The organism is Metabacillus sp. FJAT-52054, assembly GCF_037201815.1.
GTDB classification, from domain to species: domain Bacteria; phylum Bacillota; class Bacilli; order Bacillales; family Bacillaceae; genus Metabacillus_B; species Metabacillus_B sediminis.
On the sequence record NZ_CP147407.1, the window covers coordinates 374,728 to 399,653 of the forward strand.

15 protein-coding genes, 6 rRNA genes and 1 riboswitch are annotated in these 24,926 nt (G+C 49.3%); of the genes, 16 read left to right on the top strand and 5 right to left on the bottom strand.

Features of this window, described 5'->3' with window-relative positions:
* Positions 1–92: 92 nt before the first annotated feature.
* The 3 genes from WCV65_RS02155 to WCV65_RS02165 all read right to left on the bottom strand — a co-directional run bounded on the left by WCV65_RS02155 (position 93) and on the right by WCV65_RS02165 (position 3,755).
* The gene (locus WCV65_RS02155; RefSeq protein WP_338779650.1) at positions 93–1,232 is read right to left on the bottom strand and encodes a glycerate kinase; all 1,140 of its coding nucleotides are present in this window, start codon (positions 1,230–1,232) and stop codon (positions 93–95) included.
* Between the two features lie 15 nt (positions 1,233–1,247).
* Positions 1,248–2,513: an SLC13 family permease gene (locus tag WCV65_RS02160; RefSeq protein ID WP_035408308.1), complete on the bottom strand. Its 1,266-nt coding sequence runs from the start codon at positions 2,511–2,513 to the stop codon at positions 1,248–1,250.
* A gap of 123 nt (positions 2,514–2,636) precedes the next feature.
* On the bottom strand, positions 2,637–3,755 hold the full coding sequence (locus tag WCV65_RS02165) for a sugar diacid recognition domain-containing protein (protein WP_338782121.1): 1,119 nt from the start codon (positions 3,753–3,755) through the stop codon (positions 2,637–2,639).
* 284 nt (positions 3,756–4,039) lie between these two features.
* Here WCV65_RS02165 and WCV65_RS02170 point away from each other — a divergent pair.
* The 3 genes from WCV65_RS02170 (at position 4,040) to rrf (WCV65_RS02180) (ending at position 8,939) form a co-directional block, all read left to right on the top strand.
* Positions 4,040–5,578 (top strand): 16S ribosomal RNA (locus WCV65_RS02170).
* A 244-nt stretch (positions 5,579–5,822) separates the two neighbouring features.
* Positions 5,823–8,749, top strand: a 23S ribosomal RNA gene (locus WCV65_RS02175).
* Positions 8,750–8,823: 74 nt separating this feature from the next.
* Positions 8,824–8,939: ribosomal RNA gene (gene rrf, locus WCV65_RS02180) — 5S ribosomal RNA — on the top strand.
* Positions 8,940–9,174: 235 nt separating this feature from the next.
* Here the strand turns inward: rrf (WCV65_RS02180) and WCV65_RS02185 are convergent.
* Both WCV65_RS02185 and WCV65_RS02190 read right to left on the bottom strand, forming a co-directional pair.
* Positions 9,175–9,471: a hypothetical protein gene (locus tag WCV65_RS02185; protein WP_338779653.1), complete on the bottom strand. Its 297-nt coding sequence runs from the start codon at positions 9,469–9,471 to the stop codon at positions 9,175–9,177.
* A 2-nt stretch (positions 9,472–9,473) separates the two neighbouring features.
* Positions 9,474–9,635, bottom strand: coding sequence for a hypothetical protein (locus tag WCV65_RS02190; RefSeq protein ID WP_338779655.1), 162 nt, complete (start codon positions 9,633–9,635; stop codon positions 9,474–9,476).
* Positions 9,636–10,216: 581 nt separating this feature from the next.
* Here WCV65_RS02190 and WCV65_RS02195 point away from each other — a divergent pair.
* The 13 genes from WCV65_RS02195 (at position 10,217) to purF (ending at position 24,916) form a co-directional block, all read left to right on the top strand.
* A 16S ribosomal RNA gene (locus tag WCV65_RS02195) occupies positions 10,217–11,755 on the top strand.
* A 245-nt stretch (positions 11,756–12,000) separates the two neighbouring features.
* Positions 12,001–14,927: ribosomal RNA gene (locus WCV65_RS02200) — 23S ribosomal RNA — on the top strand.
* Positions 14,928–15,001: 74 nt separating this feature from the next.
* A 5S ribosomal RNA gene (gene rrf, locus WCV65_RS02205) occupies positions 15,002–15,117 on the top strand.
* The 16S, 23S and 5S rRNA genes sit together here, the layout of an rRNA operon.
* A gap of 612 nt (positions 15,118–15,729) precedes the next feature.
* Entirely contained in the window at positions 15,730–16,158 is a 429-nt protein-coding gene (locus WCV65_RS02210) for a cytidine deaminase (RefSeq protein ID WP_338779657.1), read from the top strand.
* Between the two features lie 32 nt (positions 16,159–16,190).
* Positions 16,191–16,391: an NETI motif-containing protein gene (locus tag WCV65_RS02215; RefSeq protein WP_035407767.1), complete on the top strand. Its 201-nt coding sequence runs from the start codon at positions 16,191–16,193 to the stop codon at positions 16,389–16,391.
* Between the two features lie 82 nt (positions 16,392–16,473).
* A riboswitch (purine riboswitch) is annotated at positions 16,474–16,575 on the top strand.
* A 95-nt stretch (positions 16,576–16,670) separates the two neighbouring features.
* Positions 16,671–17,159 carry a 5-(carboxyamino)imidazole ribonucleotide mutase gene (gene purE, locus WCV65_RS02220; RefSeq protein WP_338779694.1) on the top strand — a complete coding sequence of 163 codons (489 nt, stop codon included), beginning with the start codon at positions 16,671–16,673 and terminating at the stop codon, positions 17,157–17,159.
* Positions 17,152–18,270, top strand: coding sequence for a 5-(carboxyamino)imidazole ribonucleotide synthase (gene purK / locus WCV65_RS02225; RefSeq protein ID WP_338779696.1), 1,119 nt, complete (start codon positions 17,152–17,154; stop codon positions 18,268–18,270). The genes purE and purK overlap by 8 nt, the downstream gene beginning before the upstream one ends.
* Positions 18,271–18,288: 18 nt before the next feature.
* Positions 18,289–19,581: an adenylosuccinate lyase gene (gene purB, locus WCV65_RS02230; protein WP_035407759.1), complete on the top strand. Its 1,293-nt coding sequence runs from the start codon at positions 18,289–18,291 to the stop codon at positions 19,579–19,581.
* Positions 19,582–19,660: 79 nt separating this feature from the next.
* A complete protein-coding gene (gene purC / locus WCV65_RS02235) occupies positions 19,661–20,371 on the top strand; it encodes a phosphoribosylaminoimidazolesuccinocarboxamide synthase (protein ID WP_338779697.1) in 711 nt (236 codons plus the stop codon).
* Positions 20,364–20,618: a phosphoribosylformylglycinamidine synthase subunit PurS gene (gene purS, locus WCV65_RS02240; RefSeq protein ID WP_035407753.1), complete on the top strand. Its 255-nt coding sequence runs from the start codon at positions 20,364–20,366 to the stop codon at positions 20,616–20,618. Before purC ends, purS begins: the two co-directional genes overlap by 8 nt.
* Complete coding sequence (gene purQ / locus WCV65_RS02245) at positions 20,615–21,298, top strand: phosphoribosylformylglycinamidine synthase subunit PurQ (protein ID WP_338779699.1); 684 nt, start codon at positions 20,615–20,617, stop codon at positions 21,296–21,298. The genes purS and purQ overlap by 4 nt, the downstream gene beginning before the upstream one ends.
* Complete coding sequence (gene purL, locus WCV65_RS02250) at positions 21,282–23,510, top strand: phosphoribosylformylglycinamidine synthase subunit PurL (RefSeq protein ID WP_338779701.1); 2,229 nt, start codon at positions 21,282–21,284, stop codon at positions 23,508–23,510. Before purQ ends, purL begins: the two co-directional genes overlap by 17 nt.
* Positions 23,486–24,916, top strand: a complete 1,431-nt coding sequence (purF, locus tag WCV65_RS02255; protein ID WP_035407744.1) for an amidophosphoribosyltransferase — start codon at positions 23,486–23,488, stop codon at positions 24,914–24,916. The genes purL and purF overlap by 25 nt, the downstream gene beginning before the upstream one ends.
* Positions 24,917–24,926 lie beyond the last annotated feature (10 nt).

Consider the following 24,926-nt stretch of genomic DNA (forward strand, 5'->3'; position numbering starts at 1 on the left):
TAGACGACGGGTGTTACGAATACCGTTCATATTTTAAAGAGAATTTCTGGAAAAGAAAAAAGCTGCCGTAGTCATTCAGGCAGCTGTCCGTTTTAAACATTCCCTTTCACTTGTAAAATTCCTGCAAGGCTAAAAGCGAATTGCTCCATATTTTTCGGCCCGTCTGTCAATGCTTGCTCGAGGGAAATGGCCCCCGGCGAGATCGAAAAGAGGGAGGTAAATCCGTTTTCTAAGAGGATTTCCACATTGTTCCCAAGTGTACCGGCAATTCCGATGACGGGGATGTTTTGTGTAAGAGCTCTTTTTGCAGCTCCCATCGGTGTTTTTCCATGCAAGGTTTGACTGTCTATTTTGCCTTCGCCGGTGATCAGTAAATCGGCTCCTGCAATAAGTCGGTCAAAATCAATCGCATCAAGAACGAGATCAATTCCTTTCTTGAGCTTTGCATTTAGAAAAGCCATTAGTCCGGCGCCAAGACCTCCGGCTGCACCGGATCCTGCGCAATCTCTCACTTCTTTTCCTAAATCTCTTTTTATAATAGAAGAAAGATGGAGAAGGTTCTGATCCAATTCCTTTACCATGGCTGGTGTGGCGCCTTTTTGCGGACCGAATACAGCGGAAGCGCCTTTTTCTCCGGTAAGGGGATTGTCCACATCGCAAGCGGCGATGAATTCAATATCCTTTAGTTCAGGAAGCAGCCCGCTTATATCAATAGAAAAAAGCTCACTTAGACCTCCGCCTCCAGGCTGGATCAGAGTACCTGATGAGGTAAGCAAACGAACCCCCAATGCTTCCGCCATCCCAGCTCCGCCATCGTTTGTAGCGCTGCCCCCGATACCGAGGATCATCTTCTTTACGCCCTTAGACGCCGCATCCCTGATCAATTCCCCTGTACCCTTTGTTGTTGTGAGCAGAGGATTTCTTGAAGCGAGAGGGACAAGGTGGAGGCCGGATGCTTCCGCCATTTCGATGACAGCCGTTTTTCCGCCATCAATTATTCCATAGACCGCTTCCACTTGGTTTGATAGAGGGCCGGTTACCGTTTTTTTAATGAAAACTCCGTTAGAAGAGTGAACCATTGCCTGGACCATCCCTTCTCCGCCGTCTGCAAGAGGGATCTCCGCAACATGCGCTTCCGGCCATCTTTTTTTAAATCCTTTTGAAAAAGCATGTGCTGCTTCAGGTGCGGTCATGCTTTCTTTAAATGAGTCGGGAGCTATAACAATCTTCATCTTCGTTCATCCTCTCTAGAAAAGTTTTAACACTCCAAAAATAAGTGTAGAAATAATCGTAAGTACCAGTCCGATAAGCGTTTCGTATGGAATCAGCTTCAGCCGATCCTTCGTACTCATGAAAACACTTCCTCCTGTTGCATGAAAAAAACTGCCGTGGGGAAGGTGGTCTAGAACTGTAGCTCCAGCGTGGATCATAGCCGCTCCGGCAATTCCTGCCACACCGAGATCCAGGATAGCCGGACCGAAAACGGTGCTCGCAACTGTTGTTCCTGCAGTTGTTGAAGCCGTTGCCATAGACATGAAAATTCCTGATGCTGGTGCAAGAATAAAGGCCGGCAAACCCATTGCGGTTAAACCATCTACCAAAACCCCTTTTAAAGCAGAGTTTGCAATGATACCTGCAAGTGTCCCAGTTCCAATCAGCATAACGGCTACACCGGACATTTTCTCCAGTCCATATGCAGAAAAGGCGGTAATGTTTTTTGAGTTCCGGGTGGCAATAGCTGTTACAATTCCTCCGATTGGCAATGCAAGAATCGGATCTATTTCTATGCCGGCAATTGGCCGCAGCGACAGCAGAATAATTGCTGCAAGCGGGCCGCTTATAGCCGCTGCAAATGATGGAAGGTGTTCCTCGTTTTTTATCTCCAAATCTGACTCCTTTACTTCATCCCCCTTCATTACCAGGCGCTTAGCAAGAACATATGTAACGGCAACACCGAAAAAAGCGGGAATAATGCCGGCGGCCATTACGGACGTTAAAGGTACCTGAAAAGCATCCGCCGCAGCAATGGCATTCGGATTCGGAGACATCAAATTTCCGGCTTTCCCGCCGCCAATCATTGCCAGGAGAATGGCAGTTTTGCTAATGCCTGTACGCTTGGCGACGGCTAGCGCGATAGGAGCCACTGTAATAACAGCGACATCAATAAAGACTCCAGCGGTCGTTAAGATGAGAGTAGCAAGAAGAAGAGCAAGCAATGCCCTTTTTTCACCGATTTTCCTGACAATCGTTTCAGCCATTACCGTTGCAGATCCCGATTTGATCAGTACGCCGGCTAAAACCCCTGCGGCCAATATTCTCAAGATGGCCGGTGTAATATCTTTTGCTCCTGCAATCATCAGCAGAATTGTTTCAGGAAGATTGACTCCTCCTATCAGTCCCCCGATTAAAGCCCCTGCAATCATCCCGTATGCAGGAGGCACTTTCTTTAATATGAGAAAAATTGCAATGATAAGGGAAGCAAGTGCCCCCAGTAAAGATACCTCAATATTCATTTATTCCATCTCCCTTCAATTAAATTGTAAGCGTTTTCTTTAAGGGGATCATTGTACAAGAGAACAAAAAGAGAGTAGCAAAAACACCGCTGGTTGTGCAGGTGCACATTCGGCGGTGTTCTCTTAATTGTTTAGCATGAGAGCTAAGGAAAGTGCCGTTATTCCATTGATGGTCTTAGGGTTGTATCCGGTAACCTCTTCAATTTTCTGAAGCCTGTACCTAAGTGTATTTCTATGTATAAAAAGAGATTCAGAGATTTTGCTGATTTCTCCATCCAGTTCGATATAAGCCTGAATGGTTTCCAGTAAAACTGCATGCTGCTCTGAATTTAACAGAGCGGATTTAATCCTTCTGTACTCATGAACAAGCGCCTGGTCGCCAAAGGTGGAGGAAAGTACAGGCAAAGCGAGCCTGCGGTAATCATACAAGTCCTGATCAGGATAGAGGCTTTCGCCGCAGTATAAAGAAATCCTGGCCAGCCGGAAGGAATCCTGCACTATACCCTCTGCATAATCCCCCAATCCTGCTGTAATAAATCGGTTATTCCTGTTGCAGCGTTTCAGGAAAGCGGCCGTCCGATCAAGCAGCGCAATTCTTTGATTCTCAGAAAAAGGACCTTCTATTTCAAATAGAACGACAAGTTCTGTTTCCGATAATGGGATAACGAGTCCTTTCCCGTTAACCCAATGATCAACGAGGCCCTTAGCGTAAGAAAGATTGAAAACAGAAGGTTTTTGAAGCCGAAAGAAGACGGCCATTCTCGGTAACACTAAATCAATGCCAAAGCGTATGCCCCGGCTAATCCATTTTTCTCGATCTTCCTTTCTGGCATTCAGAAACTGAATAATGGTTTCATCTCGCATCCGGTTGTTAATATGAAGCTGAGCAGCTAATTGGTTCTGTTCAACAATTAGTTCAGCGGCCATTTTCACAATTTCACCAAAAGCACCAACTTCAACTGGCGGACCGGTTATTCCGATTACACCTATAATTTGTTTTCTATAGAAGATAGGCAAATTGACGCCAGGCTTTGCCCCTCTGTATAAAGAAGCGGTATCTTCACTAATATCGATGCGTCCGTTCTTTTCCAATGCAAAAACCGCCCCTTCATGAAGTTTGTGGAGGCGGGCTTTCTCTCCTGTAGCAATAATTGTCCCTTCTTCATCCATAATATTAATATTGTATGGAATGATCTTCATTGTACGGATGATAATTTCTTCAGCAATCTTTTGGGTCAGCATTCTCAACTTAGTCACCGCCGGAAGGTTTTCTTGGTATGGAGGAAAAAATTTAAAAATAAGATTGACTCTAGTGAAATATCATGGTAAAGTTTAATTCTTGCCTCATCGAAGGGAATACAGCAGTTTATTAAACTTAAAAAAAGTTGTTGACTCGCATCCTGAGACGTGGTAAAGTAATAAAGTTGCTTCTAAACGAAGTGGGCGAAACAAAATGATCTTTGAAAACTAAACAAATCGAAGTGCCAACGTTAGTTTAAGCAACAAACAAGAGCTAGTCAAACTACTTTTTGGAGAGTTTGATCCTGGCTCAGGATGAACGCTGGCGGCGTGCCTAATACATGCAAGTCGAGCGGACCTCTTCGGAGGTCAGCGGCGGACGGGTGAGTAACACGTGGGCAACCTGCCTGTAAGACTGGGATAACTCCGGGAAACCGGAGCTAATACCGGATAACTTTTCGAACCGCATGGTTCGGAGATAAAAGACGGTTATGCTGTCACTTACAGATGGGCCCGCGGCGCATTAGCTAGTTGGTGAGGTAATGGCTCACCAAGGCGACGATGCGTAGCCGACCTGAGAGGGTGATCGGCCACACTGGGACTGAGACACGGCCCAGACTCCTACGGGAGGCAGCAGTAGGGAATCTTCCGCAATGGACGAAAGTCTGACGGAGCAACGCCGCGTGAGTGATGAAGGTTTTCGGATCGTAAAGCTCTGTTGTTAGGGAAGAACAAGTGCGGGAGTCACTGCCCGCACCTTGACGGTACCTAACCAGAAAGCCACGGCTAACTACGTGCCAGCAGCCGCGGTAATACGTAGGTGGCAAGCGTTGTCCGGAATTATTGGGCGTAAAGCGCGCGCAGGCGGTCTTTTAAGTCTGATGTGAAAGCCCCCGGCTCAACCGGGGAGGGTCATTGGAAACTGGAGGACTTGAGTACAGAAGAGGAGAGTGGAATTCCACGTGTAGCGGTGAAATGCGTAGAGATGTGGAGGAACACCAGTGGCGAAGGCGACTCTCTGGTCTGTAACTGACGCTGAGGCGCGAAAGCGTGGGGAGCGAACAGGATTAGATACCCTGGTAGTCCACGCCGTAAACGATGAGTGCTAAGTGTTAGAGGGTTTCCGCCCTTTAGTGCTGCAGCTAACGCATTAAGCACTCCGCCTGGGGAGTACGGTCGCAAGACTGAAACTCAAAGGAATTGACGGGGGCCCGCACAAGCGGTGGAGCATGTGGTTTAATTCGAAGCAACGCGAAGAACCTTACCAGGTCTTGACATCCTCTGCCACTTCTAGAGATAGAAGGTTCCCCTTCGGGGGACAGAGTGACAGGTGGTGCATGGTTGTCGTCAGCTCGTGTCGTGAGATGTTGGGTTAAGTCCCGCAACGAGCGCAACCCTTGATCTTAGTTGCCAGCATTCAGTTGGGCACTCTAAGGTGACTGCCGGTGACAAACCGGAGGAAGGTGGGGATGACGTCAAATCATCATGCCCCTTATGACCTGGGCTACACACGTGCTACAATGGATGGTACAAAGGGCTGCAAAACCGCGAGGTTAAGCGAATCCCATAAAACCATTCTCAGTTCGGATTGCAGGCTGCAACTCGCCTGCATGAAGCCGGAATCGCTAGTAATCGCGGATCAGCATGCCGCGGTGAATACGTTCCCGGGCCTTGTACACACCGCCCGTCACACCACGAGAGTTTGCAACACCCGAAGTCGGTGGGGTAACCCGTAAGGGAGCCAGCCGCCTAAGGTGGGGCAGATGATTGGGGTGAAGTCGTAACAAGGTAGCCGTATCGGAAGGTGCGGCTGGATCACCTCCTTTCTAAGGAAGAATTATCAGCACCCATGTGGTGCAACGTTAACGGACGCACTTCGACTTTGTTTAGTTTTGAGAGATCATTCTCTCTATACACTTGTTCTTTGAAAACTAGATAACGATATGAATGTCAAACATTCACACGAGTAAGCAAATAACCTTACGATTTTCTTCTGCGCTTGCGTAGATAGAGAACATCAAGTCTGAAAACATCTGTTTTCAGCTCTAACGAAGATAACGTCTGTTATCAGGTTAAGTTAGAAAGGGCGCACGGTGGATGCCTTGGCACTAGGAGCCGATGAAGGACGGTACGAACACCGATATGCTTCGGGGAGCTGTAAGTAAGCGTTGATCCGGAGATTTCCGAATGGGGAAACCCGCTGCTCGTAATGGAGCAGCATCCTGATCTGAATACATAGGATCTGGAAGGCAGACCCGGGGAACTGAAACATCTAAGTACCCGGAGGAAGAGAAAGCAATAGCGATTCCCTGAGTAGCGGCGAGCGAAACGGGATTAGCCCAAACCAGAAGGCTTGCCTTCTGGGGTTGTAGGACACTCAACACGGAGTTACAAAGGAACGGGGTAGAAGAAGCGGTCTGGAAAGGCCCGCCAAAGAAGGTAACAGCCCTGTAGTCGAAACTTCGTTCCCTCCTGAGTGGATCCTGAGTACGGCGGGACACGAGAAATCCCGTCGGAAGCAGGGAGGACCATCTCCCAAGGCTAAATACTCCCTAGTGACCGATAGTGAACCAGTACCGTGAGGGAAAGGTGAAAAGCACCCCGGAAGGGGAGTGAAACAGATCCTGAAACCGTGTGCCTACAAGTAGTCAGAGCCCGTTAACGGGTGATGGCGTGCCTTTTGTAGAATGAACCGGCGAGTTACGATTACGTGCAAGGTTAAGTTGAAAAGACGGAGCCGCAGCGAAAGCGAGTCTGAATAGGGCGATTGAGTACGTGGTCGTAGACCCGAAACCAGGTGATCTACCCATGTCCAGGGTGAAGTTCAGGTAACACTGAATGGAGGCCCGAACCCACGCACGTTGAAAAGTGCGGGGATGAGGTGTGGGTAGCGGAGAAATTCCAATCGAACCTGGAGATAGCTGGTTCTCTCCGAAATAGCTTTAGGGCTAGCCTCATAGTGAGAGTCTTGGAGGTAGAGCACTGATTGGACTAGGGGCCCTCATCGGGTTACCGAATTCAGTCAAACTCCGAATGCCAAAGACTTATCTATGGGAGTCAGACTGCGAGTGATAAGATCCGTAGTCGAAAGGGAAACAGCCCAGACCACCAGCTAAGGTCCCCAAGTATCCGTTAAGTGGAAAAGGATGTGGGGTTGCTTAGACAACCAGGATGTTGGCTTAGAAGCAGCCACCATTTAAAGAGTGCGTAATAGCTCACTGGTCGAGTGACCCTGCGCCGAAAATGTACCGGGGCTAAACGGATCACCGAAGCTGTGGACTGTTCTTACGAACAGTGGTAGGAGAGCGTTCTAAGGGCTGAGAAGCCAGACCGGAAGGACTGGTGGAGCGCTTAGAAGTGAGAATGCCGGTATGAGTAGCGAAAGAGGGGTGAGAATCCCCTCCACCGAATGCCTAAGGTTTCCTGAGGAAGGCTCGTCCGCTCAGGGTTAGTCGGGACCTAAGCCGAGGCCGAAAGGCGTAGGCGATGGACAACAGGTTGAGATTCCTGTACCACCTCTTTTCCGTTTGAGCAATGGAGGGACGCAGGAGGATAGGGTAAGCGCGCTGTTGGATATGCGCGTCCAAGCAGGTAGGCTCAAGGGATAGGCAAATCCGTCCCTTGGTTAAGGCTGAGCTGTGATGGCGAGGGAAATGAAGTACCGAAGTTCCTGATTCCACACTGCCTAGAAAAGCTTCTAGCGAGGAAAATGGTGCCCGTACCGCAAACCGACACAGGTAGGCGAGGAGAGAATCCTAAGGTGATCGAGAGAACTCTCGTTAAGGAACTCGGCAAAATGACCCCGTAACTTCGGGAGAAGGGGTGCTCTTTAGGGTGAATAGCCTTGAAGAGCCGCAGTGAATAGGCCCAGGCGACTGTTTAGCAAAAACACAGGTCTCTGCGAAGCCGCAAGGCGAAGTATAGGGGCTGACGCCTGCCCGGTGCTGGAAGGTTAAGAGGAGAGGTTAGCGCAAGCGAAGCTTTGAATTGAAGCCCCAGTAAACGGCGGCCGTAACTATAACGGTCCTAAGGTAGCGAAATTCCTTGTCGGGTAAGTTCCGACCCGCACGAAAGGCGTAACGATCTGGGCACTGTCTCAACGAGAGACTCGGTGAAATTATAGTACCTGTGAAGATGCAGGTTACCCGCGACAGGACGGAAAGACCCCGTGGAGCTTTACTGCAGCCTGATATTGAATTTTGGCACAGCTTGTACAGGATAGGTAGGAGCCTTGGAAACCGGAGCGCCAGCTTCGGTGGAGGCATTGGTGGGATACTACCCTGGCTGTGTTGAACTTCTAACCCGCGGCCCTGATCGGGCCGGGAGACAGTGTCAGGCGGGCAGTTTGACTGGGGCGGTCGCCTCCTAAAATGTAACGGAGGCGCCCAAAGGTTCCCTCAGAATGGTTGGAAATCATTCGCAGAGTGTAAAGGCACAAGGGAGCTTGACTGCGAGACCTACAAGTCGAGCAGGGACGAAAGTCGGGCTTAGTGATCCGGTGGTTCCGCATGGAAGGGCCATCGCTCAACGGATAAAAGCTACCCCGGGGATAACAGGCTTATCTCCCCCAAGAGTCCACATCGACGGGGAGGTTTGGCACCTCGATGTCGGCTCATCGCATCCTGGGGCTGTAGTCGGTCCCAAGGGTTGGGCTGTTCGCCCATTAAAGCGGTACGCGAGCTGGGTTCAGAACGTCGTGAGACAGTTCGGTCCCTATCCGTCGCGGGCGCAGGAAATTTGAGAGGAGCTGTCCTTAGTACGAGAGGACCGGGATGGACGCACCGCTGGTGTACCAGTTGTCTTGCCAAAGGCATCGCTGGGTAGCTATGTGCGGACGGGATAAGTGCTGAAAGCATCTAAGCATGAAGCCCCCCTCAAGATGAGATTTCCCATCGCAAGAGTAAGACCCCTGAAAGATGATCAGGTTGATAGGTTCGAGGTGGAAGCGTGGTGACACGTGCAGCTGACGAATACTAATCGGTCGAGGACTTAACCTTTATTCAAGTAAGGCTGCTTTACTCGTGCAGCACATCGTTATCTAGTTTTGAAAGAGCAATCTTTCAACCACATATCTGGTAATTATGGCAGAGAGGTCACACCCGTTCCCATACCGAACACGGAAGTTAAGCTCTTTAGCGCCGATGGTAGTTGGGGGTTTCCCCCTGTGAGAGTAGGACGTTGCCAGGTACATGAAAAAAAGGCTTGCCCCTTAGGGGGTGGGTCTTTTTTGTTTGGGATTGGGAATGCGGGATACGCTATGGATAGAGGGAGATAGAAGGAGTGGCGGATACGTGATTCGGTATACGCCATGGGCTGCGGAAAGGGATCCAACGAATAGAGGCGGCTCCGATCTCTGTCGAACCCTCCCGAAAAGTCGATATCCGCTCATTTTAGTCGATAAATCGAAATAATCGTCGATATATTAAAATTTTGGTCGATATATCAAAATAATCGCCGATATATTGAAATCTCGGTCGATATCCGCTCCAGAATAGCCGATATCTTTCCAGCTGCACCTAAATGACGTGTCTGAACAATCAAATTTATCTCCATTCACACCCTCAATTCCTCCAATGCGCTGCATTTCAACAGTTTCGAGGGAAAAGTAGGTCAATTTATCCTTCGTAGATTTATCCTGGAAATCGCTCATTCCATGCAACGCCAACAAAACATCATAACCAGAAAAAGACACAGCAGCTAATTTAATGTGCCTTTTCAATCTTATTGGCTCTTTCCTGCGAGAAAGACAGAGCATAATAGAAAAACTATTCCCAAACCAACTCCAACTATCATCGAATAACTAAAAACACTTTTTAATGCAAATCCACTGGCAATTGATGCAACAAAAAGCATAATAAAAGCTACTGTATAATTCTTTTTCATATATTCCCCCGGATTCCTTTTAAATTATTTTCTCGACCAAAAGTTTTCTGCTGGGGCCAAAGAAGGGTTGGAAAGGTTTTTAAGAAGGCTTCTCTAAAACTTTCTTTTCAATATAGGGACATAAAGAAATAGCTATTCTTTCTCCAATTTGAAAGTATATATTGCTAGTACAACTCAGGAGGAATTTCAGTTTATCATCAAAAATACAACACATATCTCCTGCGGATTGCCTGCCCCAGCGCTGTGCGATCAGCTTATTCCCGCAGTTGTAAGGTATCTCAGAGCATGGAGAGGATACTGTGGTTTAGCGGAGAATATTTCTATATGAATCTTTTTTTAAATAATTGTTGACCAGGGTTGTTCCAGGTGGTATATTATTAAAGTCGCTTCTGAACGAAGCCGATAACGCCGAAAATGGCAAATGAAATTAATAGAAAAAAGTTGTTGACTCAGACTTCTGAAAATGGTATATTATTAAAGTCGCTTCTGAGGAAACGAACGAAACAAAATGATCTTTGAAAACTAAACAAATCGAAGTGCCAACGTTAGTTTAAGCAACAAACAAGAGCTAGTCAAACTACTTTTTGGAGAGTTTGATCCTGGCTCAGGACGAACGCTGGCGGCGTGCCTAATACATGCAAGTCGAGCGGACCTCTTCGGAGGTCAGCGGCGGACGGGTGAGTAACACGTGGGCAACCTGCCTGTAAGACTGGGATAACTCCGGGAAACCGGAGCTAATACCGGATAACTTTTCGAACCGCATGGTTCGGAGATAAAAGACGGTTATGCTGTCACTTACAGATGGGCCCGCGGCGCATTAGCTAGTTGGTGAGGTAATGGCTCACCAAGGCGACGATGCGTAGCCGACCTGAGAGGGTGATCGGCCACACTGGGACTGAGACACGGCCCAGACTCCTACGGGAGGCAGCAGTAGGGAATCTTCCGCAATGGACGAAAGTCTGACGGAGCAACGCCGCGTGAGTGATGAAGGTTTTCGGATCGTAAAGCTCTGTTGTTAGGGAAGAACAAGTGCGGGAGTCACTGCCCGCACCTTGACGGTACCTAACCAGAAAGCCACGGCTAACTACGTGCCAGCAGCCGCGGTAATACGTAGGTGGCAAGCGTTGTCCGGAATTATTGGGCGTAAAGCGCGCGCAGGCGGTCTTTTAAGTCTGATGTGAAAGCCCCCGGCTCAACCGGGGAGGGTCATTGGAAACTGGAGGACTTGAGTACAGAAGAGGAGAGTGGAATTCCACGTGTAGCGGTGAAATGCGTAGAGATGTGGAGGAACACCAGTGGCGAAGGCGACTCTCTGGTCTGTAACTGACGCTGAGGCGCGAAAGCGTGGGGAGCGAACAGGATTAGATACCCTGGTAGTCCACGCCGTAAACGATGAGTGCTAAGTGTTAGAGGGTTTCCGCCCTTTAGTGCTGCAGCTAACGCATTAAGCACTCCGCCTGGGGAGTACGGTCGCAAGACTGAAACTCAAAGGAATTGACGGGGGCCCGCACAAGCGGTGGAGCATGTGGTTTAATTCGAAGCAACGCGAAGAACCTTACCAGGTCTTGACATCCTCTGCCACTTCTAGAGATAGAAGGTTCCCCTTCGGGGGACAGAGTGACAGGTGGTGCATGGTTGTCGTCAGCTCGTGTCGTGAGATGTTGGGTTAAGTCCCGCAACGAGCGCAACCCTTGATCTTAGTTGCCAGCATTCAGTTGGGCACTCTAAGGTGACTGCCGGTGACAAACCGGAGGAAGGTGGGGATGACGTCAAATCATCATGCCCCTTATGACCTGGGCTACACACGTGCTACAATGGATGGTACAAAGGGCTGCAAAACCGCGAGGTTAAGCGAATCCCATAAAACCATTCTCAGTTCGGATTGCAGGCTGCAACTCGCCTGCATGAAGCCGGAATCGCTAGTAATCGCGGATCAGCATGCCGCGGTGAATACGTTCCCGGGCCTTGTACACACCGCCCGTCACACCACGAGAGTTTGCAACACCCGAAGTCGGTGGGGTAACCCGTAAGGGAGCCAGCCGCCTAAGGTGGGGCAGATGATTGGGGTGAAGTCGTAACAAGGTAGCCGTATCGGAAGGTGCGGCTGGATCACCTCCTTTCTAAGGAAGAATTATCAGCACCCATGCGGTGCAGCAATTAACGGACGCACTTCGACTTTGTTTAGTTTTGAGAGATCATTCTCTCTATACACTTGTTCTTTGAAAACTAGATAACGATATGAATGTCAAACATTCACACGAGTAAGCAAATAACCTTACGATTTTCTTCTGCGCTTGCGTAGATAGAGAACATCAAGTCTGAAAACATCTGTTTTCAGCTCTAACGAAGATAACGTCCGTTATCAGGTTAAGTTAGAAAGGGCGCACGGTGGATGCCTTGGCACTAGGAGCCGATGAAGGACGGTACGAACACCGATATGCTTCGGGGAGCTGTAAGTAAGCGTTGATCCGGAGATTTCCGAATGGGGAAACCCGCTGCTCGTAATGGAGCAGCATCCTGATCTGAATACATAGGATCTGGAAGGCAGACCCGGGGAACTGAAACATCTAAGTACCCGGAGGAAGAGAAAGCAATAGCGATTCCCTGAGTAGCGGCGAGCGAAACGGGATTAGCCCAAACCAGAAGGCTTGCCTTCTGGGGTTGTAGGACACTCAACACGGAGTTACAAAGGAACGGGGTAGAAGAAGCGGTCTGGAAAGGCCCGCCAAAGAAGGTAACAGCCCTGTAGTCGAAACTTCGTTCCCTCCTGAGTGGATCCTGAGTACGGCGGGACACGAGAAATCCCGTCGGAAGCAGGGAGGACCATCTCCCAAGGCTAAATACTCCCTAGTGACCGATAGTGAACCAGTACCGTGAGGGAAAGGTGAAAAGCACCCCGGAAGGGGAGTGAAACAGATCCTGAAACCGTGTGCCTACAAGTAGTCAGAGCCCGTTAACGGGTGATGGCGTGCCTTTTGTAGAATGAACCGGCGAGTTACGATTACGTGCAAGGTTAAGTTGAAAAGACGGAGCCGCAGCGAAAGCGAGTCTGAATAGGGCGATTGAGTACGTGGTCGTAGACCCGAAACCAGGTGATCTACCCATGTCCAGGGTGAAGTTCAGGTAACACTGAATGGAGGCCCGAACCCACGCACGTTGAAAAGTGCGGGGATGAGGTGTGGGTAGCGGAGAAATTCCAATCGAACCTGGAGATAGCTGGTTCTCTCCGAAATAGCTTTAGGGCTAGCCTCATAGTGAGAGTCTTGGAGGTAGAGCACTGATTGGACTAGGGGCCCTCATCGGGTTACCGAATTCAGTCAAACTCCGAATGCCAAAGACTTATCTATGGGAGTCAGACTGCGAGTGATAAGATCCGTAGTCGAAAGGGAAACAGCCCAGACCACCAGCTAAGGTCCCCAAGTATCCGTTAAGTGGAAAAGGATGTGGGGTTGCTTAGACAACCAGGATGTTGGCTTAGAAGCAGCCACCATTTAAAGAGTGCGTAATAGCTCACTGGTCGAGTGACCCTGCGCCGAAAATGTACCGGGGCTAAACGGATCACCGAAGCTGTGGACTGTTCTTACGAACAGTGGTAGGAGAGCGTTCTAAGGGCTGAGAAGCCAGACCGGAAGGACTGGTGGAGCGCTTAGAAGTGAGAATGCCGGTATGAGTAGCGAAAGAGGGGTGAGAATCCCCTCCACCGAATGCCTAAGGTTTCCTGAGGAAGGCTCGTCCGCTCAGGGTTAGTCGGGACCTAAGCCGAGGCCGAAAGGCGTAGGCGATGGACAACAGGTTGAGATTCCTGTACCACCTCTTTTCCGTTTGAGCAATGGAGGGACGCAGGAGGATAGGGTAAGCGCGCTGTTGGATATGCGCGTCCAAGCAGGTAGGCTCAAGGGATAGGCAAATCCGTCCCTTGGTTAAGGCTGAGCTGTGATGGCGAGGGAAATGAAGTACCGAAGTTCCTGATTCCACACTGCCTAGAAAAGCTTCTAGCGAGGAAAATGGTGCCCGTACCGCAAACCGACACAGGTAGGCGAGGAGAGAATCCTAAGGTGATCGAGAGAACTCTCGTTAAGGAACTCGGCAAAATGACCCCGTAACTTCGGGAGAAGGGGTGCTCTTTAGGGTGAATAGCCTTGAAGAGCCGCAGTGAATAGGCCCAGGCGACTGTTTAGCAAAAACACAGGTCTCTGCGAAGCCGCAAGGCGAAGTATAGGGGCTGACGCCTGCCCGGTGCTGGAAGGTTAAGAGGAGAGGTTAGCGCAAGCGAAGCTTTGAATTGAAGCCCCAGTAAACGGCGGCCGTAACTATAACGGTCCTAAGGTAGCGAAATTCCTTGTCGGGTAAGTTCCGACCCGCACGAAAGGCGTAACGATCTGGGCACTGTCTCAACGAGAGACTCGGTGAAATTATAGTACCTGTGAAGATGCAGGTTACCCGCGACAGGACGGAAAGACCCCGTGGAGCTTTACTGCAGCCTGATATTGAATTTTGGCACAGCTTGTACAGGATAGGTAGGAGCCTTGGAAACCGGAGCGCCAGCTTCGGTGGAGGCATTGGTGGGATACTACCCTGGCTGTGTTGAACTTCTAACCCGCGGCCCTGATCGGGCCGGGAGACAGTGTCAGGCGGGCAGTTTGACTGGGGCGGTCGCCTCCTAAAATGTAACGGAGGCGCCCAAAGGTTCCCTCAGAATGGTTGGAAATCATTCGCAGAGTGTAAAGGCACAAGGGAGCTTGACTGCGAGACCTACAAGTCGAGCAGGGACGAAAGTCGGGCTTAGTGATCCGGTGGTTCCGCATGGAAGGGCCATCGCTCAACGGATAAAAGCTACCCCGGGGATAACAGGCTTATCTCCCCCAAGAGTCCACATCGACGGGGAGGTTTGGCACCTCGATGTCGGCTCATCGCATCCTGGGGCTGTAGTCGGTCCCAAGGGTTGGGCTGTTCGCCCATTAAAGCGGTACGCGAGCTGGGTTCAGAACGTCGTGAGACAGTTCGGTCCCTATCCGTCGCGGGCGCAGGAAATTTGAGAGGAGCTGTCCTTAGTACGAGAGGACCGGGATGGACGCACCGCTGGTGTACCAGTTGTCTTGCCAAAGGCATCGCTGGGTAGCTATGTGCGGACGGGATAAGTGCTGAAAGCATCTAAGCATGAAGCCCCCCTCAAGATGAGATTTCCCATCGCAAGAGTAAGACCCCTGAAAGATGATCAGGTTGATAGGTTCGAGGTGGAAGCGTGGTGACACGTGCAGCTGACGAATACTAATCGGTCGAGGACTTAACCTTTATTCAAGTAAGGCTGCTTCACTCGTGCAGCACATCGTTATCTAGTTTTGAAAGAGCAATCTTTCAACCACATATCTGGTAATTATGGCAGAGAGGTCACACCCGTTCCCATACCGAACACGGAAGTTAAGCTCTTTAGCGCCGATGGTAGTTGGGGGTTTCCCCCTGTGAGAGTAGGACGTTGCCAGGTACATGAAAAAAAGGCTTGCCCCTTAGGGGGTGGGTCTTTTTTGTTTGGGATTGGGAATGCGGGATACGCTATGGATAGAGGGAGATAGAAGGAGTGGCGGATACGTGATTCGGTATACGCCATGGGCTGCGGAAAGGGATCCAACGAATAGAGGCGGCTCCGATCTCTGTCGAACCCTCCCGAAAAGTCGATATCCGCTCATTTTAGTCGATAAATCGAAACAATCGTCGATATATCAAATTAATCGCCGATATATTAAAATTTCGGTCGATATCCGCTCAAGAATAGCCGATATCTTTCCTGCTGCCCTCAAATGACGTAATTTAAAAACCATATTCTGCCTCATTTTCATCCACCATCCCCTGTACTGAGTCGCGAGGCCGAACCCTATCACCGGTTTCGAAGAAAAGAGGACGAGTTTTAATCGAAAATCCACGATCCTCATCATTTTCTCCTCCATAAGGCACCCCACAGATACTCCGATAACCGCACCCTCCGAATAATCACCAACCATCTCATTCGCCGATAGACTTTCACGCCACCTCATTCAAATCCCCATTTGTCCCCCACACCATTCCCTATTATAATGAAACAAACAGAGGTGATAATTCAATGTCAGCGAAAATCAGCCCGCAGGACGAGGAATTGATCCAGGCTGCAAAAGAAATCATTCGTGAACATTACGAGTACGGGAAGCATCATGTCGGCGCCGCTCTCCGAACAGCTTCCGGAGAAATTATCAGGGCCGTTCATATTGAAGCATACATTGGAAGGGTTACGGTATGTGCAGAAGCGATTGCGATTGGGAAGGCTATATCTGAAGGCTTTCGTGAGTTTGAGGCGATTGTGGCGGTTCGGCACCCCGGCCCGGATGAGCATGATCGTGAAATCAAGGTTGTTGCGCCGTGCGGAATGTGCAGGGAACTGATCGGTGATTACGGGGAAAATATGAAGGTTATTTTAGATACGAAAGACGGTCTTGCAAAACTAAGCATTCAAGAACTGCTTCCCCTTAAATATACGAGACCGACTGAAACGTAAATTTGCTGCTAAGATAAAAGAGGGATCATTAAATGACTGATAAGCCAACAAAAAAGAAATTTGAGGTCGCAGAGAATGAAAGCATTGGTGCTGTTCTCGACCGCATGAAGGAAGAAGGATATGCTCCTGTACGCAGAATGGAGGAACCTATCTTTAAAGAAGTAAAAGAGAATGGACAAACACAGATTGTTCCGGCAGGAAGAATGATTGTATTTGAAGGGAAGTTGCTCTAAACCCGAACGATATACCCCTTTAATGCAGTAATGTTCGATATTTTGTATTGACATGTTACAAAATCTCTTGTTATGATGGAGATGAAAATAACGACGAAGCCTTCATATAAATTTGGGGATATGGCCCAAGAGTTTCTACCCGGACACCGTAAATGACCGGACTATGAGGGAAAGTGGATTAACCAGCGTAGTGGATATACATACTATGCCCGGTTCGTATTGCTTTCTCTTAAGCATACGGCCGGGCTTTTTTTCATTTTAGGAGAGCGGGGGAGAGCGATGATCGAACAGGTTGGAGTCATTATGGGAAGCCAGTCAGATTGGGAAACGATGAGACATGCGTGCGAGCTGCTGGATGAACTTGAGATTTTTTATGAAAAAAAAGTTGTATCTGCTCACCGGACACCAGAGCTCATGTTTGAATATGCGGAATCGGCCAGGGAACGGGGGCTTAAAGTCATTATCGCAGGTGCAGGCGGGGCTGCCCATCTTCCTGGAATGGTAGCTGCAAAGACAACCCTGCCGGTGATTGGCGTCCCGGTTCAGTCAAAGGCTCTTAACGGGCTTGATTCACTCCTTTCTATTGTGCAAATGCCTGGAGGTGTTCCGGTTGCAACGGTAGCAATCGGAAAGGCAGGTGCTGTGAATGCGGCACTGCTTGCTGCACAGATTCTCTCCCTGTCAGACGGCAGGATTGAAGCGGCTCTTGCCAAACGGAGAGAGGATACCCGCCAGGCCGTGCTTGAAAGCAGTGATGCTCTTGTATAAGCAGATTTTACCCGGACAGACGATTGGCATCATTGGCGGAGGACAGCTGGGACGGATGATGGCATTGGATGCGAGAAATATGGGTTACAGGATTGCGGTTCTTGACCCCGCACCGGATAGTCCATGCGGCCAGGTTGCAGACATTGAAATCACGGCGGCGTACAGCGATATAGATGCCATTAAGCAGCTTGCAGATGTAAGTGACGTGATCACATATGAATTTGAGAATATTGATTATGATGCTCTCGTGTGGCTTGAAAGCAACGCTTATCTTCCGCAGGGAAGCCGCCTGCTTTCACTGACCCAGGATAGGCAGACGGAAAAAGAAGCCATCCAGGAAACAGGCTGCCAGGTGGCACCATACAGTATTCTTGAGAACGGCAACGGCCTTGAGGATGCGCTTGAAGATATCGGTTTCCCTGCCGTTTTAAAAACATGCAGAGGCGGCTACGATGGTAAAGGGCAGGCGGTGATCAAGAGTCCGGCTGATATAGAAGAGGCTGAAAAGCTGCTGAATCTGGGGAAATGCATTCTTGAAAAATGGGTTCCCTTTGAGAAAGAGCTCTCCATCATTGTCACAAGAAACCCGAGCGGGGATGTAAAGGTCTTTCCGGCAGCTGAGAATGTTCACCGTGAGAACATCCTTCATCTAAGCATTGTTCCAGCGAGAATAACAGCCGACATCGAAAAAAGGGCAAAAGATGCTGCGTTAAAGCTTGCTGAGCGCTTTGAATTGGTTGGAACACTGGCCGTTGAAATGTTTTTGACTGAGGATGGAGAGATCTTCATCAATGAATTGGCGCCGAGGCCGCATAATTCAGGCCATTACACGATGGATTTGTGCGAAACCTCCCAGTTTGAACAGCATATCCGCTCCGTTTGTAATTTGCCACTTGGAAGAACGGATTTATTGAAAAAAGGGCTGATGGTGAACGTATTAGGCGAACATCTCGAAGCTGTTTTAAATAATCTTTCGTTTTTAGATGAAGCTGCGTTATACTTGTACGGTAAAAAGGAAAACAAGCCAAAGAGAAAAATGGGGCATGTTACCTTTAAAACGGACGTCATTGAAGAAACGATGGAGAAAATATCAAATCAGTGGGGTCAATAGGAGAACGGAGGATTTACGATGATCGAACGTTATACAAGGCCGGAAATGGGGGCCATCTGGACAGAGGAAAACCGTTTCCAGGCGTGGCTTGAGGTAGAAATTCTTGCATGTGAAGCATGGGCTGAGCTTGGGGTCATCCCTAAGGAAGATACAGTGCTTCTGCGTGAGAATGCTTCCTTTGACATTAACCGCATTAAAGAGATTGAAGAGGAAACAAGACATGATGTTGTTGCCTTTACAAGAGCGGTTTCTGAAACACTTGGCGAAGAGCGCAAATGGGTCCATTACGGACTTACTTCTACAGATGTTGTGGATACCGCGCTATCTTACCTTTTGAAGCAGGCCAATGATATTTTAAGAGCAGACCTTGAGCGCTTTGTGGAAATTCTTAAAAATAAAGCGATTGAACACAAATACACGGTGATGATGGGCCGCACGCACGGTGTCCATGCAGAGCCGACGACATTCGGTTTGAAGCTTGGCCTGTGGTATGAGGAAATGAAACGGAACCTGGAGCGTTTTAACCGTTCTGCAGAAGGCATTGAATTCGGAAAAATGTCAGGCGCAGTTGGAACGTATGCCAATATCGATCCGTTTGTTGAAAAATATGTGTGCGAGAGGCTTGGTCTTCAGGCAGCACCGATCTCAACTCAAACCCTTCAGCGCGACCGCCACGCTGACTATATGAGCACCCTTGCACTGATTGCCACATCAATTGAAAAATTCGCCGTAGAAGTACGCGGACTTCAGAAGAGTGAAACGCGCGAGGTAGAGGAATTTTTCGCGAAAGGACAAAAGGGCTCCTCAGCCATGCCGCATAAACGCAATCCAATCGGATCGGAAAACATGACTGGGCTTGCCCGTGTCATCCGCGGATACATGATGACGGCTTATGAAAATGTACCGCTATGGCATGAGCGTGATATTTCCCACTCCTCTGCAGAACGGATCATTTTGCCGGATGCAACCATTGCACTGAACTATATGCTGAACCGCTTCGGAAATATCATTAAGAACCTGACCGTGTTCCCTGAAAACATGAAGCGCAACATGGATCGTACCCTTGGGCTGATTTACTCCCAGCGTGTCCTGCTTGCTCTTATTGACTCAGGCATGGCTCGTGAAGCAGCGTACGATCTGGTTCAGCCGAAAGCAATGGAGGCTTGGGAAACACAAGTCCACTTCCGCACATTAGTAGAAGCGGATCCGGCTGTTACCGAACGTTTAACACCAGCTGTAATCGATGACTGCTTCGATTACAACTACCACTTGAAAAATGTAGATGCCATTTTTAACAGGCTCGGTCTATAAAACTGGAGGGGCAAAGCAAAACTTTGCCTCTTTCCAATCTTAAAATTCCCAATATTCCGACTACAGGAGGGCGAAATCAATGGAATTGCTTTATGAGGGAAAAGCGAAGCGCATTTACAGAACAGAGCGTGAGGGTGAATTTCTTGTTTCCTATAAAGACTCCGCTACGGCATTTAACGGAGAGAAAAAAACAGAGATTACTGGAAAAGGCCGATTAAACAACGAGATTTCCGTTCTGATTTTTGAAAAGCTCAAAGAAGCAGGCGTTGCCAACCACCTAATCCGCAAAGTTTCTGAAACCGAGCAGCTGGTAGAGGAAGTCACCATTATTCCGCTTGAAGTCGTTGTACGGAACACGGTCGCCGGAAGTATGGCGAAGCGTCTCGGCATCGAGGAAGGAACACCAATCCCTGAACCCATTGTTGAGTTTTACTACAAGGATGATGCGCTAGGAGATCCGCTTATCACAGAGAGCCATATCAAACTATTGAAAGCGGCAGCACCGGATCAAATCGAAGAACTGAAAACAAAAGCCCTTAAAGTAAATGAAGTGCTCATTCCATATTTTTCAGAGAGAAATGTAAGACTGATAGACTTCAAGCTTGAATTCGGCCTCCGAAAAGACGGAACGATTTTACTGGCGGATGAAATTTCCCCGGATACGTGCCGCCTGTGGGATAAAGAGACAAACGAAAAGTTTGATAAAGATGTTTTTCGCCGGGATCTTGGCAGTTTGACTGAAGCGTACGAAGAAATCTTAAAACGATTGGGAGGACCCGCACATGTATAAAGTGAAGGTGTATGTCAGTTTAAGAGAAAGTATTTTGGATCCGCAGGGGAACGCCGTGAAGAATGCGCTGCACAGCATGTCCTACGGTGAGGTTCAGGACGTCCGCATCGGTAAATACATGGAGCTGATGATCGAGAAAACCGACCGTCCGCTTGAGGAAACCGTGAAGGAAATGTGTGAAAAGCTTTTAGCAAATACGGTTATTGAAGACTACCGCTTTGAAGCAGAGGAGGTTGTCGTTCAGTGAGATTCGCGGTGATAGTTTTCCCCGGCTCCAACTGTGATGTGGATATGTATCATGCGATCAAGGATGAGCTTGGAGAAGAAGCAGAGTATGTTTGGCACGATGAAAACGATTTGAGCGAATTTGACGGCATTCTTCTTCCAGGAGGATTTTCATACGGAGATTACCTGCGCTCCGGCTCCATTGCTCATTTTTCAAATGTCATGGCGGAAGTGAAAAAAGCGGCTGAACAAGGAAAGCCGGTGCTTGGTGTCTGCAATGGATTTCAAATCCTCCTTGAAGCAGGGCTGCTTCCGGGTGCGATGAAACGGAATGAGGGGCTGAAATTCAAGTGCGAACCTGCCTCTTTAAAGGTGGTCAATGCCAAAACCCCGTTCACATCCGGCTATACAGAAAACCAGGTCATCTCCGTTCCGATTGCTCACGGAGAAGGGAATTATTTCTGCGACGAGCTGACGCTGAAAAGCCTGACAGAGAACAACCAGATTGTATTTACTTACAGTGAAAATCCGAACGGAAGCCTGGAGGATATTGCGGGGATTGTCAATGAACGAGGCAATGTTCTCGGCATGATGCCTCACCCTGAGCGCGCTGTGGATTCCATGCTTGGAAGCGCGGACGGCCTCGCACTGTTTCAATCGATCGTAAAAAACTGGAGGGAAGCACATGTCACTACTTCTTGAGCCAAATCCTGAACAAATTAAAGCAGAAAAAGTGTATCAGCAGATGGGAATCAGCGACGAAGAATTTGCGATGGTTGAATCCATTCTCGGACGCCTGCCCAACTATACGGAAACGGGAATTTTCTCCGTTATGTGGTCTGAGCACTGCAGCTATAAAAACTCCAAGCCGATTCTGAAAAAGTTCCCTGTCACAGGCGAGCATGTTCTGCAGGGACCCGGCGAGGGAGCGGGGATTGTCGATATCGGCGATAACCAGGCGGTTGTTTTTAAAATCGAGAGCCATAATCACCCTTCTGCTGTTGAGCCTTATCAGGGCGCTGCAACGGGTGTCGGCGGCATCATCCGTGATGTGTTCTCGATGGGCGCGCGCCCGATCGCCCTATTAAACTCACTAAGATTCGGTGAGCTGAAATCCCCTCGGGTGAAGTATTTGTTTGAAGAAGTAGTAGCAGGAATTGCCGGTTACGGAAACTGCATCGGTATTCCAACCGTTGGCGGCGAAATCCAGTTTGATGCCTCCTATGAAGGAAATCCGCTTGTGAACGCGATGTGTGTCGGACTCATTGACCATAAGGATATAAAGAAGGGCCAGGCAAAAGGAGTCGGCAATACGGTCATGTATGTCGGCGCGAAAACAGGCCGTGACGGCATTCACGGAGCCACATTCGCTTCAGAGGAACTCAACGAAAAATCCGATGAAAAGCGCCCGGCCGTCCAGGTGGGCGATCCGTTCATGGAAAAGCTTCTTCTTGAAGCGTGTCTTGAAGTGATCCAAAACGATGCGCTTGTCGGGATTCAGGATATGGGAGCGGCGGGACTTACGAGTTCTTCTGCTGAAATGGCAAGCAAGGCAGGCTCGGGAATCGAAATGAATCTGGATTTGATTCCTCAGCGCGAGTACGGAATGACGCCTTATGAAATGATGCTTTCTGAATCCCAGGAGCGGATGCTGCTTGTTATTGAAAAAGGCCGTGAGCATGAGATCGAAGCCATTTTTGCAAAATACGATTTGGAAGCCGTGTCAGTCGGGACGGTAACGAATGATAAAATGCTCCGCCTTGTCCATAGAGGAGAGGTCGTCGTAGAGATTCCGGTAGATGCGTTAGCAGAGGAAGCGCCGGTTTATCATAAACCTTCTGCAGAGCCAGCCTATTTCCGGGAGTTTCAGCAAATGGAGGAGACGGTGCCAGAGGTTGAAAACCTTGAAGAAACGCTGATCAGCCTTCTTAAGCAGCCGACGATTGCAAGCAAGGAATGGGTCTACAATCAGTACGATTATATGGTCCGCACGAATACGGTAGTCGCGCCTGGTTCCGATGCTGCGGTACTGCGCATCCGCGGAACGAAAAAGGCTCTGGCGATGACAACGGACTGCAACTCGCGCTATCTGTACCTTGATCCGGAAACGGGCGGAAAAATCGCGGTTGCAGAAGCAGCCCGGAACATCGTTTGCTCGGGAGGTACACCGCTTGCCATCACGGATTGCCTGAACTTTGGTAATCCGGAAAAGCCGGAGATCTTCTGGCAGCTTGAAAAAGCGGCGGACGGGATGAGTGAGGCTTGTACAGTTCTCGGTGCTCCGGTTATTGGCGGCAACGTTTCTCTTTATAACGAAACGAACGGAACGGCGATCTATCCGACACCTGTCATCGGAATGGTTGGTCTGATTGAGGATACCGATTACATTACGACACAGGACTTTAAAGAAGCAGGCGATTTCATCTATGTGCTAGGGGATACAAAGCCTGAATTCGGCGGAAGCGAGCTGCAAAAGCTTGTGTACGGCGAAATTTCCGGAAAAGCCCCGGTGCTTGATTTAGAGGTTGAAAAAACGCGAATGAACCTTTTATCAAAGGCAATCCGTGACGGTCTAGTTCAATCCGCGCATGATGCAGCAGAAGGCGGACTTGCGGTTGCGCTTGCTGAGTCGGCGTTTTCAGGAAAAGGACTTGGAGCAGATGCCGAGTTAACCGGTGATGCGGTAACGGCACTGTTCAGTGAGACTCAATCGCGATATATCCTGACGGTACGCCCTGAAAATAAAGAGCGGTTTGAAGAGTTAACAAATGCTGTAAGAATCGGCCGGGTAACGGACAGCAGAAAATTAACCATTCGTGGAAGCCAAGGGGAACAGTGGGTGGATTTAAGCATCGAGAAGCTTGAAGACGCCTGGAGAGGAGCCATCCCATGCTTGCTGAAATCAAAGGATTAAACGAGGAATGCGGCGTTTTTGGAATCTGGGGCCATCCTGATTCAGCCCAAATTACGTACTACGGCTTGCACAGCCTTCAGCACCGCGGCCAGGAGGGCGCGGGCATTGTAACGACGGACGGCAAGACGATGGACTGCGAGAAAGGTCTTGGCTTGATTACGGATGTTTTCAACAAAGGCCAGCTTGGAGAAATGAGCGGGAAAGCAGCGATCGGCCACGTCCGGTATGCAACAGCGGGAGGGGGCGGCTATGAAAACGTCCAGCCGCTTATGTTCCGTTCGCAAAACGGCGGACTGGCACTTGCGCATAACGGGAATCTGGTAAACGCAAACCATTTAAAGCACCAGCTTGAGAGCCAGGGAAGTATTTTTCAGACAACGTCCGATACGGAAGTGCTTGCCCATTTAATTAAACGAAGCGGCCACTTCTCTTTAAAGGATAAAGTAAAAAACGCCTTATCCATGATAAAAGGGGCTTACGCGTTTGTTATTTTAACCGAAACGGAAATGATGGTGGCGCTTGATCCGAACAGCCTCCGCCCTCTGTCAATCGGCCTGCTTGGCGATGCATATGTGGTCGCATCCGAAACGTGTGCCTTTGATATTGTCGGAGCAGATTACCTGCGCGAGGTGCAGCCGGGCGAACTGATTATCATTAACGACGACGGCCTGCAGTCCGAACGGTTCTCCATGAACAGCAACCGATCAATCTGCAGCATGGAATACATTTATTTTTCCAGACCCGACAGCAACATTGACGGAATCAACGTGCATACCGCCCGGAAAAACCTCGGCAAGCGTTTGGCCCAGGAAGCGGCAGTGGAAGCAGACGTTGTGACAGGGGTGCCTGATTCCTCTATTTCAGCAGCAATCGGCTATGCGGAAGCATCCGGTATTCCGTATGAGCTTGGTCTAATTAAAAACCGGTATGTCGGCCGGACATTTATCCAGCCGTCCCAGTCTTTAAGAGAGCAAGGGGTAAAAATGAAGCTTTCTGCCGTCCGCGGTGTTGTAGAGGGCAAGCGGGTCGTGATGGTCGATGATTCGATCGTCCGCGGAACGACGAGCAGACGGATCGTGCAAATGCTGAAGGAAGCAGGCGCGACCGAGGTTCACGTCCGCATCAGCTCACCGCCGATTGCGCATCCGTGCTTTTACGGAATTGATACTTCTACGCATGAGGAACTGATTGCGTCTTCTCATAACGCAGAAGAGATTCGGGAATTAATCGGTGCCGATTCCATCGCGTTCATCAGTCCGGAAGGCTTGCTTGATGGAATTGGCCGCCCTTATGAAGGAGAAACAAGAGGACAGTGCATGGCGTGCTTTACCGGCCGCTATCCGACGGAAATTTATGCCGACACGCTGCTCCCTCATGAAAAAGAAGTAAAAACAGGTGCACGATAAGGAGGAACGG

Bases quoted from the DNA above. Each gene is read 5' to 3' on its own strand.
- purC (WP_338779697.1), top strand. From the start codon at position 19,661: ATGGAATTGCTTTATGAGGGAAAAGCGAAGCGCATTTACAGAACAGAG.
- purF (WP_035407744.1), top strand. From the start codon at position 23,486: ATGCTTGCTGAAATCAAAGGATTAAACGAGGAATGCGGCGTTTTTGGA.
- purS (WP_035407753.1), top strand. From the start codon at position 20,364: ATGTATAAAGTGAAGGTGTATGTCAGTTTAAGAGAAAGTATTTTGGAT.
- purB (WP_035407759.1), top strand. From the start codon at position 18,289: ATGATCGAACGTTATACAAGGCCGGAAATGGGGGCCATCTGGACAGAG.
- WCV65_RS02215 (WP_035407767.1), top strand. From the start codon at position 16,191: ATGACTGATAAGCCAACAAAAAAGAAATTTGAGGTCGCAGAGAATGAA.
- WCV65_RS02155 (WP_338779650.1), bottom strand. From the start codon at position 1,232: ATGAAGATTGTTATAGCTCCCGACTCATTTAAAGAAAGCATGACCGCA.
- WCV65_RS02190 (WP_338779655.1), bottom strand. From the start codon at position 9,635: ATGAAAAAGAATTATACAGTAGCTTTTATTATGCTTTTTGTTGCATCA.
- purE (WP_338779694.1), top strand. From the start codon at position 16,671: ATGATCGAACAGGTTGGAGTCATTATGGGAAGCCAGTCAGATTGGGAA.
- WCV65_RS02210 (WP_338779657.1), top strand. From the start codon at position 15,730: ATGTCAGCGAAAATCAGCCCGCAGGACGAGGAATTGATCCAGGCTGCA.
- WCV65_RS02165 (WP_338782121.1), bottom strand. From the start codon at position 3,755: ATGCTGACCCAAAAGATTGCTGAAGAAATTATCATCCGTACAATGAAG.
- purL (WP_338779701.1), top strand. From the start codon at position 21,282: ATGTCACTACTTCTTGAGCCAAATCCTGAACAAATTAAAGCAGAAAAA.
- WCV65_RS02160 (WP_035408308.1), bottom strand. From the start codon at position 2,513: ATGAATATTGAGGTATCTTTACTGGGGGCACTTGCTTCCCTTATCATT.